The organism is Nocardia sp. NPDC004718 (assembly GCF_053601535.1).
Map to the genome: position 1 here is coordinate 1 of NZ_JBSGCA010000092.1, position 14,155 is coordinate 14,155.

Genomic DNA, 14,155 nt, shown 5'->3' on the forward strand with positions numbered 1-14,155 from the left:
TGGGTAATCGAACCCACCATCTCCTGGCTCACCGGCTACCACCGGCTCAACATCCGCTACGACCGCAAATCCACACACTTCCTCGCGTTCCTCACTCTCGCCGCGACGCTGACCTGCTTCAAGAAGCGGACGAAACGCGCCACATGAGACGTGGTCCTAGGGGCGGGGCGCGGGCGGTGCATTTTGTTCAAGCTATTTCTGCTTCATCTATCTAATGTCCGACCTGCCGTTTCGGTGATCGCCTGCTCGGGCGAACACCGTGGATGTCGAAGGAGTCGGTGGTATGACAAGGACTCGGTATGGCTATCTGTGCGCGGTGAGTGCGTCGCCAGCTCACGCGGCGGTTGATGAGACCGGGAAATCGGCATCTTTCGAGGCGGTGCCGGCATTGCGCTCGCCGAGGTGATTCTTTGTGTAGCATACGCTTTTGTGACAGTCAGAGTCGCCGGCGCGATCACGATCATAAAGAATTCCCCCATGCCGGATATGTTGGTGACTGGGCAGGCTAAGCGGACGGACACGTAAGTCTCAATGTCCGTTGACAACACTTGGATGCCGGAGGCAATCTCTCTGGACGAGGCACTCATCCAGACAACCGCCCGCCGCCCAGTTGGTGAGATCGCCTGGGACACGGGGGTGCTGTCTACCTCGTCTGCGTACACGCTCGTCAAGATCGGAAGTTCATGAAGGTAATTTCGTTCGAGAATGCAAAGGAACTGCTGGGACGGGATGTCGCTGAGAGCTGCGATGCCACGGCCTGGCCATGTTCGCCTGTACCAGTAGCGACCTCCGCTGGTCAGGCAGTGAAGATCGCCGCGGTTCTTGACGAGCTCGGTAGCCTCGTGGTTCGGCTGCCAGTGCAGTTTTCCGATCACCAACTGTCGGTGGCGACATGGAATCTGGTTACTGCGCTGATGGCTCCGATCCCCCAGTACGACACGGGGGAGCTGGTCTACCACGTACAAGTACGAGACGGCGAGAGCGCCGCAAGTCATTATTCCGCTACGGCTGACTCCGGAGGGTTGCACACCGACGGCACACTTCTCTCTCGACCTCCGGAATTTGGAGTATTGCTGTGCTTGTCCAGGGCGGATGAGGGAGGCGAAACCGTCTTTGTCGATGCTCATGCTCTAAAAGACCATCTCGCCAGCCACTACGCGGATCTGTTGCCCATAGCCGCCATGGCTCATCCATTCGCTACAGTCGATGACTCGGCACCACGGCAATGGTGGTCGCTGCTTGATGAGGTCGACGGACAGCTAAGGGTGAACTATGTGCGGAAATATGTTGAATCGGGCTGGCGACTGGTTACCCAGCAGCCGCCCGACCACTACCAACTCCTGCTCGATGCGATCGACTCGTTCGCAGCCGATGAGTTGAATCAAGACGCCCACCAGCTGGAACGTGGTGAATTCGTAATTTGGAACAACCATCAGTACGTGCACGGCAGACGGGCATTCACCGAGAGGCGAAATAGGCGTCGGTTGCTGCGGATCTACGGCTCGTATGACGCGAGTCGCCTGGCGTGGACTCAAACAAGGCCGCCCGCCGCTGCTGAGACGAGCTGAATGTCGTCCTTCCTCGGGATGATCGTTCGCAGCGTCGCCATGGGTCACCCCGATGTTCCTGCGATGATTCATGGCGAGCAGTCGATCACCTACTCGCAACTCATGGGACGCCTTGCTCACCTGGCGGGTCGGGTCAACGGGACCGTAGGGCCGGGCGCGGTAGTCGCAGTCGCTGCGGGACGCAGGACTATGACGTCGTCGCAATGCTCGCCACGTGGTGGGCGGGCCACACATACATCGATCTCGTACAGCATTTCGAGAGCGGTCTTCCCGTCGACGTCTGGTTGAGCTACTCGCAACTGGAACCAGCAATGACACTGTATCGGTAGGAATCACATGGCTCCGTCAGAAGTAGGTAGATGGTCGATACTACTTGCCGGGGTTGGAGGGGATGCCCACTTCGTGGGCCTTACAGTCCTCCAGCGCGGATTGCGGCGACACGGATTCACGGTGATATTCCTCGGCGCTCAGAACGATTCAGCGGAAGTATGCCGCCGCGCACTGAAAGCGGATGCTGCGCTGATCAGCAATATGGACGGCCACGCCGCCTACTACCTCGATACTCTCCGCAACGACCAAACCGAATTCGGTGTTTCGGACCGGCTCTGGTATCTGGGCGGCTATCCGTCACTCGACGACGACAAAGCGACGATACAGACTTTGCATGAACTCGGCTTCGACCGCGTCTTCCACGGATACACCGACACTGACATCGTGATCGAGATTTTGTCAAAGGACCTCGAGAAACGCTCACCGATCGGCCAATCGTGTCACGGACACATGGGGGCGGACGTATCGACGTCACGCCTACCAACGCGAAGACTGTTACCCCAAGCGCTAACACCAGAGACGCGTGAGGAAGTGCTGGCATCATGGGCATCTGGCAGTGCGGCGAATGATCTTTACCTCAATGCCTCGCGACTGGCTGCGCATGCAAAACTCTCTGACACACAGGCATTGGCTCAGCAAAGAAATGAGATCCTGATCCAGCCACGCAGCGGAGTCTCGGATCACGACAACCAACGTGACCTGTTTGCTAAACTGGACCGCGCGGACGCCGATGTCCTATCATTTCAGATCGACTCGCTGACCCGAAACAACCGTTACGACGACATCCAACGGATCCTGAAAGATCCAAACCTCCCACATCGTAACTCTTCACTCCTCAACGGATACCCCGCGGTGAATCACGGCGTCGACGCCCTAGCAGCCCTTGCCGACCAATTCCAACAAACACCTCTGCAAGTACGGCACAGCACCCGAGATCCTCGACTGCTTGCCGAAATTTCCTTCGCCGCCGGCATCAGTGCGTTCGAGGGCGGACCTATCTCCTACAACCTCCCGTACTTTCGCAACTATCCAATCCACGAAGCTCTTGAACTCTGGAAGTATGTCGATGAGCTGGCAGGCTACTACAAAACGGAGCATGCAATAGCGATTGACCGTGAATTCTTTGGTGTGCTCACCGCCTGCCTCGTGCCACCCAGCATCGCGGTAGTAGTCAATATTTTCGAAGCGCTTCTGGCCGCTGAATGCGGAGTCAAAGCTGTTAGCCTCGGCTACGCCGAGCAGGGGCACCGGGCCCAGGACTTGGCGGCTGTCCGTGTCCTTCGAAATCTCGCGCAGAGGTACCTGTCTGAACGTGGTCATGCAGATGTGGTGGTAAATGTGGTATGGCACCAATACATGGGGCCTTTTCCGCGATCGCGAACCAAGGCTAGGCAACTGCTTCAGGGATCCGCGACTTCTGCAGCGGCAAGTGAAGCCGTGCGGCTTATGCTAAAGACTGAAGTCGAGGGGCAGAGAATACCAACTGCAGAAGACAATTGCGTCAGCCTTGCCATGGTCAAAGAAATCTGTCGATATGAACGCCTCAAACCGCGGCCAGCGCTCTCGGAGTCGGACCGATTTGAAGAAGATCTAATCACCGCAGAAGCTAGAGCGATTTTGGATAAGTCCCTGTTAGCCGCCAGTGGCCGAACCGCACAGGCTGTCCAGATGGCGATCACGCAGGGTTGGCTCGACGTTCCATTCTCGCCAAGCATCTGGAATGCGAACTGCGCTCTGCCTATTCGCGATTGCGAAGGTGCTATCCGGTTCGCCGATATCGGAAACCTCCCCCTGCCCGTCGACGTTGTCGAATTTCATCGGTCAGCTGTGAGTCGTCGCCGAAGACGTAACAGCAACGATATTCATCAAATGATCGAGACCGACATCAACTGCACGGCGAACGGTGCGTTCGAAACCTGGCCGCTCGGATAGCCGCCGAAGGAAAAGCGTGTCCGGCCCTTGACAGCTCCCCGGGTCTCTCCATTGAGAAATGATCAATACGTACTTATAGGTGAACGGTGCATCGGCGGTCACGGACACCTGATCAAAACAGGGCTGTGGGTAGGCCTATCCACAGGCTTGGTGCCGGAGAAGTCAGGCACCGTTCACCGACCCTGCCTGGTGACTCCTGCCCCGATCTTGGGCGAAAGCCCTCATGTCAGACCGTGAGCGCCGAGGCTGGCTCGCCGGTCCGGACGGGCGGTGCATGACCGTGCCGCCGAATGCTTCGACGAGGCCGGCGCTGGTGCCGGTGGAGGTGTTGTCGACGCCGACGACATCAAGTGTGTAGGGCTCCACTGCAGCCGGTAGTGACTCCAGGAACGGCGGCAGGTCCTCTGCGCTCTGGGTAGGTGACCAGTACGAGGCCGACGGTCTTGTCATCGCGAGCAGGCATGCCCGCGAACCTAGCAGGTGCGCCACTGCCTCGCCGACTGCCGTCCGAATCTGGGTCGTGCAATGTTGTTCTCCTCTCTGACCTGGGGAAATTGCACCAGCCGTGCGGTGTGGATGTTCTTCCCGCCACCACGTCTCGGATTCACTCATCGGGAGACCAGGTGCGGGGGGTGCGGAAGCCGGACACCGGTGTTCCGGCTTATCGGGTGACCATCCTGATGAGCTGGCGTGGGCGCGGTTTGTGCGCTAGACCGCAACCGAAGCTGGTCTCCTACCCGTGACGGTTCAAGCAGCGCGTCGTCCATGGCTTCGCTCCAGTAGAGCTTGTCTTCTGCTTGAGCGTGGGCGCGCAGTCGCTGTTCCCAGTCGTAGCCGGGGTTGTTGTGCAGCTCGATCCCTAGCAGCTCCAGAGCCAGCCGTTTGGCGTTGCGTTCACCCTGCACATGCGGCGGCAGCAGCATGTGGCAACGGGCGCGTACCGCAAGTTCGCTGCGCCCGAGTTCCGCGGCGACCTGCAGACCGTTCCTGCCCGCCCTCACCGCCTCGGCTGGTCGACGAGTCTCCGCGGTAGCCACAGCGAGCCCGACCTCGGCGCCGGAACCCCGCACATGATTGTGCGTATCTGTCACTTCGACACCCCTTGTCCTTCTCGTGCAACTTCTGTGCCCAGCTACAGGGGGCTGGTCGTCGTTGAGGAGCTGGAATTGGCGGACCGGTGTGGTCTCCATGTAGTGCTGTAGGCCTTGCGGTGGTCGGTGCGGAACCTTGCGGCGTCGAACTGCGGGACCATGTACTTGTCGAACAGTTCCGGCTCGGCGGCCTTGAGCAGGTCAGGGTTGAACTTCCCCCGTGATTTGCCCCATCGTCCAGGTCGCAATGCCCTCGATGCCGCTGGCCGACCCGATCGCGATCTTCACCGTCGCTTCCAGGCGTGCGATCTCGGCGTCGACGTCTTTGATTTGGTTGTCCAACCGGGCCGTGTCCAGGTACAGCTCACGCAACCGCTCATTGGTTCGTTTCAGCTCCTCGGTCGCCGGCAACACCTCCGGGGTCGGGGTGAGGTCGTTGAGTTCTGCTGCCGCGGTTTCGGCGGCACGCTGCAGCGGAAGCTGCTGCTCGACGAACTCCCGCACCACCGCCATCACCTCGCGCATCTTCTGCGGGGTGAATCGGAAGATCTCGCTGCGCGGGCGAACGAGCCGGTCCGCGTAGCGCTGCTTGACGAGGTTCTCACCGGCCAGAGCGTCCGCGCTCGACTCTAGTTCGATGCGGTCGAACAAGGTCAACAGATGCTGGCAACCGGTCTACAGCAGGTTGCGCCGAAGTTCGAGACTGTTGCTCGTCTTGCCGACCTTGAACAGGTCTTCACCGCCGAGCTGGAACGCATAGATGTATGCGACCACGAGAAACCCTCCCTGGCTTCACTTTTGGTGGACGGAAGCACTCACCCGGATGTCGGTGCAGCGCCTCCGAACCGGATGGTGACACAGCACGCCGACAACTGACAGCAGTTCGATATAACGAGATCCATTGCAGGGCAACGACCTCTACCTTCGCCAGGGGCGAGACTTGCAGGTTTCGCGGGCCGAGAACCGCCATGACTGCTCGAATGTCAAGGGAGGTTGCGTTGTTGGTCAGGCAACGATGCAGCAGCTGCCAGCAGTCGTTCTTGAGGAGTAATTCCGCAGGGTGCTGCCATGCGGTGTTGGGGCTGACAAGGTTGCGGGTCGCGCGCTCATAGGTCATTCAGGCCGTGTCGCAGTCATCTGACCCACGGCCCGAAAGTGGGCGTTACGCCGCGGTACATTGAGCCGACAACTAGCGGGACGTTAAATGGGTGTGTCAATGGTGACGTAACCGGATTTGTAGCCTGAAATCTCAACCGCGCGAAGGTGTGAAGTCGCATGCGACAGTTCTTGCCGAGACTCGATCCGGATTCCCGTCTTCGCTTGCGCAAGGCATGGGATCCGATGCGCTGGTCCCCGCAGGCCGTACTCGGACGATGTCGGATCTGGATGATCGCCATCCGCTCAGGACGCATGACCGCCCGCCTCGTAATCACCTTACTCATTCTGCTGGTGATCGTGCCTTTGTCGGGCGGTGCTGCCGTCGGGCGGCCGGACACGCTTACCAGCGGTAGGAGCACGTCCGCAATCGACGGAGTGGCCTGGACAAATGTCCGCGATTCGTCTGGAATTCCTTTGTCACACTACCTGTTCGCCACCGAAGGCAGCATTCTCAACCCCCGGGACGCGGTGCTTGCGAGTGTCCTAGAACTGCTTTTCACGGTATTCATGGTCATCGTAATCAGTGCGATCTGGCTGACCGGCTTCGCGGTGAGCTTTCGCTGGCTCGACTGGCTCAGCACACCGCTGAACGCACTCGCCGACGGCCTGCGAGATCAAATCGCCACCCCGATCATGCTGACCGTGGCGGCCTCGATCGGCGCATTCTTCGTTGCATGGTTCATCGTTCACGGGTACCACGCCAAGGCCGCACTACAAGTCGTGTTCATGCTGGTGGTCGCCGTGGCTGGCGTCGGTTATCTGGCACATCCGTTGGCCGCTGCGCTGTCGTCGAACGGCCTGCTAGCCCAGAGTCGCGACGTCGGGATCTCGGTCGCGGCGGGACTCAACGGCGACCCCAGCCCGGAACCGAAATCCATTGTCGCCGATTTAAATAGCACCTTGGCCGACAATTTCGCTCGACATCCGCTGCAGATATGGAATTTCGGTCACGTCATCGACGATTCGCCGAGATGTCGCGTGGCCTGGTCGTCCGGGATCCTGGCGGGCAGTGAATCCCAGGTCACGCGCGGTATGCGCGACTGCGGCGACGCTTACGCCCATGCCAAGATCATGAATCCGAGCGCGGGGCAAGTCGGCACCGGGCTGACACTTCTTATTTTCGGCACAATCCTTTTGCTGTTCATGTCCTACCTTTCGATCAAGATCTTCCTCGCAGCACTCTCGTCGATCTTCCACGCGATCCTCGCCATTTTCGGTTTCGCCGCAGGGGGGTTCATATACGGCCCCACTCAGGCATTCCTGGTGCGCAACCTGGTCGACATGGTCGGCGATGCTGGAACTCTGGTGGTCTACACTACCTTCCTCAGTTGCTACACCCTTGTGCTGGACCATATCTTCAGATCGGCACCGGACAGCGGCATGGCCGCTATCTTCGTCGGCGGGGTCGTGCTGATCGCGGGCTTTACACTGCTGCGGCGCCTCGATCTCAACCTGCTCGGAGCCCAGAGTCGGATCGCCCAAAAGATTCGTGCGGCGATCGAAGGTAGGCCAGCCTCGGCTGGCGGCCCATCCACCGGGATCGGCGAGGCGAGCCTGCGCTATTCGCTGTCACCAGGCCGAGCCATGGGAACGGCCCTCCGCAATGTCGCCGAATTCAACGCGAACCCCGTGGCGTCTTTCGTGTTCGGCCGCCCATCGCCGCTGACGTACTACTCGAACCGCATGCAAGAAATGAATTACCTGAATTATGAACTCCTTCGAGGAAACGTACCGCGGCGGGCCGCCGGGAGCTGGATGGCGCGACTCACCTTGGGAAAAAATGCGCACGATGCAGCCGCCAGGGCTTCCGTGTACGAATTCGACGGCATCAACGCGCGAAGCGCTGCGGCAGCGATGACGACCGTCCTCAATCTCGGTGCCGACCGCGCAGACGCCATGGGAGCCCTCGCCACCGCCCATTTTCCCAAGGAAATTCGAAGATGGGCTGCAGAGGCCCATGCCCGGACCACACAGGCCGCCGAAGACAACCCGATGGAATACGGTCCGCTGAAACGAGTTGCCGCTGCCTTGGACCTGGCCGAAAACTCCCGACCATACGGCGTCGCCGAGCGAAACGCCCACAATGCCCAATTTGCAGAATCCGCAGCACTTTTCCACCGCCTCACCCCCCGCCCCATGCGCCACCGCAGCGATGCGGCTTGGGAAACCGATCCATTGGTCTGGGACACGGTGCGACGAACCTACACGACGTTCGATGACTTCCAGCGTGTCGTAACTCCGGAAAGATTCTCTAAAGCCGATGAGGACACTCGTAGATACATTGCGTACAGGCTTTCCAGGGATCTGTTTGATACGGCAGAACGATATTACCGAACCCCGGACAATCAAATTGTCCGGGAGCAAGCTATGGGAAGCAAGAATAGGGCCGTGTATGTCGATCTGCGGCTAGCCGGAACCAATATAGGGCCGTGGACAAATTAATTACCACCATAGGCTGGGTGATCGCCAAGTGACAAGATCGAAAAAATAATTGGTAGTCTGTACACATCCTCTGTCCGTTCGGGTAACGGGTCCGGAGAACCCCGCCGCGCACAAAGGCAAGGTTAGCGAGATAGTCCCCGACGGTCTGGAGGGTGAAAGGACGTACGTAGTGGCAGGCTGGCAGCCAGCTCTCCGTACGTCGGGAAAGGCCACTCTCGATGAGGCCTACGAGGGCGCCCCCGGCCACCGTCGCCACCCTCTCGGGCAGTGGCTGCGCACGCGATTTGGCTGGCACGGCAAGAGGATGAACGACCAGTACATGGCATCGGTCGATTCGGGGGCTGTTCGGTCGAAATGCTCGAAACAACCGGTTAGAGGTGTAGCTGAGCTCGTTTTAGGAGGTGGACTTTTCGTGGGCAATAACCGTACTGAACCGTCCTGGACTGGTTGGAGGCTCCCGTTTTAGCAAGGGAGACTGTCAGTCATGGGTGCACCACAGAAGTTCGACGAGGAGACTCGTGCTCGAGCAGTGCGTATGTACCAGGACCGGATCCGCGAGCAGGGCGAGTCGATGGCCGCGGCGCGCAGGCATGTGGGCGCGTTGCTGGATATCAAGCCGGCGACGCTGCGGAACTGGGTCGAGAAGACCGAACAACCAGCCGACGATCCGGTGCCGGCGTCGGTGTCGGAGTCGGAGTCCGAGGAGCTGAAGGCGCTGCGCCGCGAGGTGGCCGAATTGCGAAGGGCCAACGATATTTTGCGGACGGCGAGCGCGTTATTCGCGGCGGCGGAGGTCGACCGCCGACTGCGGTGATCGTCGACTCCATCGACGCTCACCGCCACCGGTTCGGGGTCGACCCGATCTGCCGTGTGCTCACCGGGCACGGGCTGCAGATCGCGCCGTCCGGCTACTACGCCGCGAAGAAGCGCGGCATCAGCGCTGCGGTCTGGGCTGATGCACACGCGGCCGACGCGTTGTTCGACCTGTGGACGGCCAACCGGCGCGTCTACGGTATACGCAAACTCTGGCGCGCCGCCTGCCGCGCCGGCCACAACCTCGGCCGCGACCAGGTCGCGCGGCTGATGCGGCTGGCCGGGATCGACGGGGTCGTGCGCGGGCGGCGCACCACGATCACCACAGAACGCGACCGCGACCGGCCCGCGCGACACCCGGACCTGATCGGGCGGGCCTGGTCGCAACCGGTTCGGCGGGATCAGTGGTGGGTCGCCGATTTCACCTACTGCCCGACACTGGCCGGGTTCTGCTACACCGCGTTCTGCGTCGACGTGTACTCACGCCGCGTCCTCGGCTGGCGGGTGATGACCAGTAAGACGACACCGTTGGTGACCTCGGTGCTCGAGCAAGCGTTGTCCACCCGCCAGAGGGCCGATTTCCGTTTCACCGCAACAGGTTCGGTCCATCACGCCGACGCCGGAAGTCGATATACGTCGCTGGCTTTCACCGAAACGCTGCGAGGCTCGGGTATCGCCGGGTCTATCGGCAGCGTCGGCGATGCCCTCGATAATGCCCTCATGGAACCGGTGATCGGGCTTTACAAAACCGAGCTGATCGACCGGCACCCGCCTTTCACCGGCCGGGCAGAACTCGAACGGGAAACGGCATCGTGGGTGCACTGGTAAAACACCCACGCCTCCACTCGGCGATCGGATACCTACCGCCGACCGAATACGAACACCTCTACCATCAACAGACCATCTCAGCCGAGGTGGCCTGAACCCGAGTCTCTACCGGATCCAGGACGGACAGGCCAATCGGGCAATTGCGCACGCATCCAATCCCACACACCCGCGTCGGTGTGACGCCGCCCGCCGCCGAAATAGGTGGTATGCGCCACAGCACGATCGACATCGAGCCTTCCAGCCGAATCAGATGGTGAGGCACCATCTAAGGCGCGTTGCAGCCGTCCACTGTTCGACTCGTCAGTATCGACGTACCGATGTCTCACCGCCCGAAGAGCACCTGCGCCTATCGGCACCAGCCTCAAGGAAACACATGGCTATAGGAATTTGCTATCCAGCCATCCATGCAGGTGAACATGTTGCGTGACTTGCGGCCGGTGACACGGTCCTTACCGGCACCCCGATCGTGGCGGGGTGGTGCGGTGTCGCGAACGACGGCGTGCAGCTGGCGGCCTCCCCGCGCACCGGTGGTTCGCAGTTCCACCCTGCACCTTGCCTTTGGTCGACCGCAACGCCTCTGAGACGGTGTCGGCCACGATCAGACCAGCATCATCGACGCGCCGCTGCAGGCGATGCGCTCACGCGTCGCTCGATCGACCTCCCTCGGCCTGCCCGCGCTCCATTTTGGTCCAGTGCGTCGAACCCCCGTTCGTTGAACTCGTGGATCACCTGCCGCACGTACGCTTCGCTCACCTGCATCAACCGAGCGATTGCGGGAACCGGCTGCCGCTGGGCCGAGGCCATCACCACGATCGCTCGTCGCATCCTGACCGGTTGCTTGCTCGTCTTGGTGATCTTCTGCAACCGCCGCCCCTCCTCTGGGGTCACCGCTCGCACAGACACTTCCGGCTTCCGGGCCACCGGCACCACCTCCACCGGCAGCATCACCGGCAACAGGTCCACGATCAACCCGACACCCGGTTACCGAGGCAACCTACTTGGACGAGGCACTAGCATGCCGGTTCGGCCAATTCGGCGGCTACCGGAACACTATCTCGGAAGACAGTGAAGCCGACCGAAAGCGGGGACAACGTGAGGATTGACGACCGATCCGTCGGATCGACCTGGCAATCGCCCGGTGCTGCCCGCGTGATCTGGGTTGGCCGTTCTCGACATGGAGCCTGTCGAAACTGCGCGAAGTAGTGATCGGCAACGGAATCGCTGAGATCAGCCGCGAAACTCTGCGCCAGATCCTCGAGGCCGAGGGGGTGTCGTGGCAGGCGGTCAAGACCTGGAAAGCCGGGGCCGATCCCGAGTTCACCGTGAAGATGAACCGGGTTCTGGATCTCTACGACCACCGGCCCACCGGTGGGCGGGTGGTCTGTGTGGACGAGTTCGGGCCGCTCACCCTGCAACCCCGCGCTGGTCGTGGCTGGTTCCTCGCCGGAGTCCGAAACGGTTGCCGGCGACCTACCGGCGCACCCAGGGCGTGCGGCACCTGCTCGGCGCTCTGGATCTGTCGACCGGCAAGCTCCACTATCGGATCCGGGATCGTAAGCGATGGCAGGAGTTCCTGTCGTTGCTGAAGTCACTGCGGAGGCGCTGGCCTGGCGAAAGGCTCTACGTCATCCTCGACAACTTCTCCCCGCACAAGCGAGCCGAGGTCCGCGCCTGGGCCGCGGTCAACGACGTGGAACTGGTATTCCTGCCGACCTATTCATCGTGGTTGAACTGGATCGAAGCCGAATTCGCGGCTCTACGCCACTTCGCGTTGAACGGGACCGATCACCGCAGCCATGACGAACAGGACGCCGCGATCGGCGCCTACATCCGCTGGCACAACCAGCACGCCCAACCCAAACGTGACTTCGCCGTCAACTCCAAGATCCGGCGACCCGATTACCTACCCAAGGTTGCTTGACGAGGCACTAGGCCGCGCGTGCCTGCGCTGATTGTGAGCTCACCGCCTCGATCACCGAAGTCCGCATCGTGTCTCCCGTGTCGTGTAGTGCGGCCGGGCTGCTGCTCGGTCGCAGTCTCGGAGGGGCGCAGAAGTGATTCGGCTGATGCGCCGTGCTGGCCTGGCCGGCGTATTTCGACGCTGGCGGGCTGGCATCACACGGCCTGGAGGCCGGTCTGAATTGGACCTGGGCCACCGCAGCTTCGCCGCTGGTGACCCACGCCGGCCCTCGTGCATGGTACTTGAGGAATCGCCGCACCACCGAGAGCTGGGTGTACAGCGAGATCCGCTGAAGGCAGCTGCCATCTACAAGAGGCAGGCGATGCTCCCACAAAATCGATTAGGTTATATTTTTTCTATGCGGAGAGTTGCGGTTTTCGTAACGTGATGAGGCGCTGGCTAAACCAGTGGCTGGTGTGTTTGGGCGCAAGGGTTGCTGGAAGCCCCTCGGGGAGTGGGAGTATGATTAATGCAGACAAGGCCACTGCGTAACTGGCCGCTCGTGGATGTTCTTATCGTCGGTGCCTCATGGTCTGCATGCGATCATGTGGTGACCGAAGCATTTTCTGATGCGCTTGACCCCACACGGTTCGCTCCGCGGATGGTTTGTTATTCGGGAGGTAGTTTGGAGGGTCGCGCTGCGCTTGCTCGTGAAATCGCCAAATCTCCTGATCCGGTAATAATTGCTGGTTATGCGCAAGGGGCTGCAGTCGTCGGCGATTTCGCGGCGGGGGCTGGCCTGGCTGGCTCGGATTCAGGTGTCATTGGGTGTGCGCTCATTTCCGATCCTTTTCGTCCTCGAGGGCGAGTGGTCAACAGGGATCCTGGCGGCCATGGCCTACTTGGTGAGCGGGAGGTGGACGGCATTCCGGCATTTTGGGTAGCGGCGGAAGGTGACTTGACGACCGCGTTGGCCGGTGATAGTGGGCTGCGAATGATTCCAGAACTTTTTGAGTACCTGGATCTTTGTGATGAGGAAGAGATGATCGGATGGGGCCGAAAGATCATCGACGCACTGCTTAGAGAGCAACTCGCACGCTATCCGTTCGCGCGGAGGGTGTGGCACAATCGCGGTGCGGAGCTATCGCGAGTTAGCCGACACTTATTCACGACTGCTTATATAGATAATTATATCAAACTAGGACTCGTGTCGCTGCTTGCGGAAGTCATGAGTGGCGAACTTAGCGACCGGGGATAAATAAGTTTGACGGTAGCGCTTCGGCTGCATGAAATCGTCTGAACATAATGCATTATTAGTAGATCTGGGTATTTCCCGGATCGGCCGAGAATTACTCATTTGTGGTCGGGGAGCGCTTGCGTGGTGTTCCGGAAGCGAGGTTACGGTTGAACCGGCTGGATTTCGGCGGAAACGGCGAAACTGGTGGCGAACGGGCACACGCTGGGTCTGAGGTGGCACCCGACCTGTCGGGTGCGTTCCCGTTGTCTCCCGCTCAGCTGGGCATCTGGTACGCGCAGCATGTCGACCCGCAGGTGCCGATCAACATCGCGCAGTACGTGGACCTGCACGGTGCGCTCGACCTGGAGGTGCTTCGCGAAGCCCTGATCCGGGCCTCCAACGAACTCGGCTCGGGCTTCCTGCGTATCATCGAGCGCGACGGCCAGCCGTATCAGTACATCGACTACAGCATCCCGGACAGTGACAAGGTCTACTACGTGGACCTGCGCGGTGAGGCCGACCCGGAGGCTGCCGCAATGGCGTGGATGCGCGCTGAATACAGCCGCCCGCTGAGCCTCACCGAGGATCGGCTGATGCGGATCGCGGGTCTGCAACTCGCCGACGACCGCTGGTTCTGGTACCTGCGTTCCCATCACATCGCGCTCGACGGCTTCGGTGCAATGACCAACCTGAGCCGGGTCGCCGAGCATTACACGGCAATCCTGAACGGCACGGCGGCGGCGCCCGCCAAGGCCGTCGATCTGCACACGCTGTACGAGCAGGAGATCGCCTATCGGGAGAGTTCCCGCTTCGCCTCCGACAAGGAGTATTGGGCGCAGCGGGTGGCGGGGCTGGA

General features: G+C 60.7%; 10 protein-coding genes, 1 pseudogene and 1 other annotated feature. Of the genes and pseudogenes, 7 read left to right on the plus strand and 4 right to left on the minus strand.

What is annotated here, in order from left to right:
* Window positions 1–683 precede the first annotated feature (683 nt).
* Both ACWEH3_RS34545 and ACWEH3_RS34550 read left to right on the plus strand, forming a co-directional pair.
* Complete coding sequence (locus tag ACWEH3_RS34545) at window positions 684–1,568, plus strand: TauD/TfdA family dioxygenase (RefSeq protein ID WP_450026220.1); 885 nt, start codon at window positions 684–686, stop codon at window positions 1,566–1,568.
* Window positions 1,569–2,018: 450 nt separating this feature from the next.
* Window positions 2,019–3,830 (plus strand): methylaspartate mutase subunit E, encoded by a 1,812-nt coding sequence (locus ACWEH3_RS34550; protein WP_450026222.1) that lies wholly within the window; start codon window positions 2,019–2,021, stop codon window positions 3,828–3,830.
* 608 nt (window positions 3,831–4,438) lie between these two features.
* Here the strand turns inward: ACWEH3_RS34550 and ACWEH3_RS34555 are convergent.
* Both ACWEH3_RS34555 and ACWEH3_RS34560 read right to left on the minus strand, forming a co-directional pair.
* The gene (locus ACWEH3_RS34555) at window positions 4,439–4,921 is read right to left on the minus strand and encodes a hypothetical protein (RefSeq protein ID WP_450026224.1); all 483 of its coding nucleotides are present in this window, start codon (window positions 4,919–4,921) and stop codon (window positions 4,439–4,441) included.
* A 201-nt stretch (window positions 4,922–5,122) separates the two neighbouring features.
* The gene (locus tag ACWEH3_RS34560) at window positions 5,123–5,572 is read right to left on the minus strand and encodes a hypothetical protein (protein WP_450026226.1); all 450 of its coding nucleotides are present in this window, start codon (window positions 5,570–5,572) and stop codon (window positions 5,123–5,125) included.
* Window positions 5,573–6,196: 624 nt separating this feature from the next.
* On the opposite strand from ACWEH3_RS34560, the gene ACWEH3_RS34565 reads away from it, so the two are divergent.
* Both ACWEH3_RS34565 and ACWEH3_RS34570 read left to right on the plus strand, forming a co-directional pair.
* Complete coding sequence (locus ACWEH3_RS34565) at window positions 6,197–8,521, plus strand: hypothetical protein (protein ID WP_450026228.1); 2,325 nt, start codon at window positions 6,197–6,199, stop codon at window positions 8,519–8,521.
* 484 nt (window positions 8,522–9,005) lie between these two features.
* Window positions 9,006–10,257: pseudogene (locus ACWEH3_RS34570) on the plus strand (IS3 family transposase).
* Window positions 9,293–9,424: a sequence feature (AL1L pseudoknot), on the plus strand. It overlaps the preceding pseudogene by 132 nt.
* 514 nt (window positions 10,258–10,771) lie before the next feature.
* Here ACWEH3_RS34570 and ACWEH3_RS34575 read toward each other — a convergent pair.
* Together ACWEH3_RS34575 and ACWEH3_RS34580 are read right to left on the minus strand one after the other, a co-directional pair.
* The gene (locus ACWEH3_RS34575) at window positions 10,772–11,125 is read right to left on the minus strand and encodes a helix-turn-helix domain-containing protein (RefSeq protein WP_452358483.1); all 354 of its coding nucleotides are present in this window, start codon (window positions 11,123–11,125) and stop codon (window positions 10,772–10,774) included.
* Between the two features lie 47 nt (window positions 11,126–11,172).
* Window positions 11,173–11,520, minus strand: a complete 348-nt coding sequence (locus tag ACWEH3_RS34580; RefSeq protein WP_452358481.1) for a hypothetical protein — start codon at window positions 11,518–11,520, stop codon at window positions 11,173–11,175.
* Window positions 11,521–11,621: 101 nt separating this feature from the next.
* Between ACWEH3_RS34580 and ACWEH3_RS34585 the strand changes: the two genes are divergently transcribed.
* From ACWEH3_RS34585 to ACWEH3_RS34595, 3 genes are all read left to right on the plus strand, one after another.
* Window positions 11,622–12,083: a transposase gene (locus tag ACWEH3_RS34585; protein ID WP_452358482.1), complete on the plus strand. Its 462-nt coding sequence runs from the start codon at window positions 11,622–11,624 to the stop codon at window positions 12,081–12,083.
* Window positions 12,084–12,672: 589 nt separating this feature from the next.
* Entirely contained in the window at window positions 12,673–13,320 is a 648-nt protein-coding gene (locus ACWEH3_RS34590; protein ID WP_450026872.1) for a hypothetical protein, read from the plus strand.
* A gap of 212 nt (window positions 13,321–13,532) precedes the next feature.
* The coding region (locus ACWEH3_RS34595; RefSeq protein WP_450026870.1) for a condensation domain-containing protein at window positions 13,533–14,155 on the plus strand (623 nt) is incomplete at its 3' end.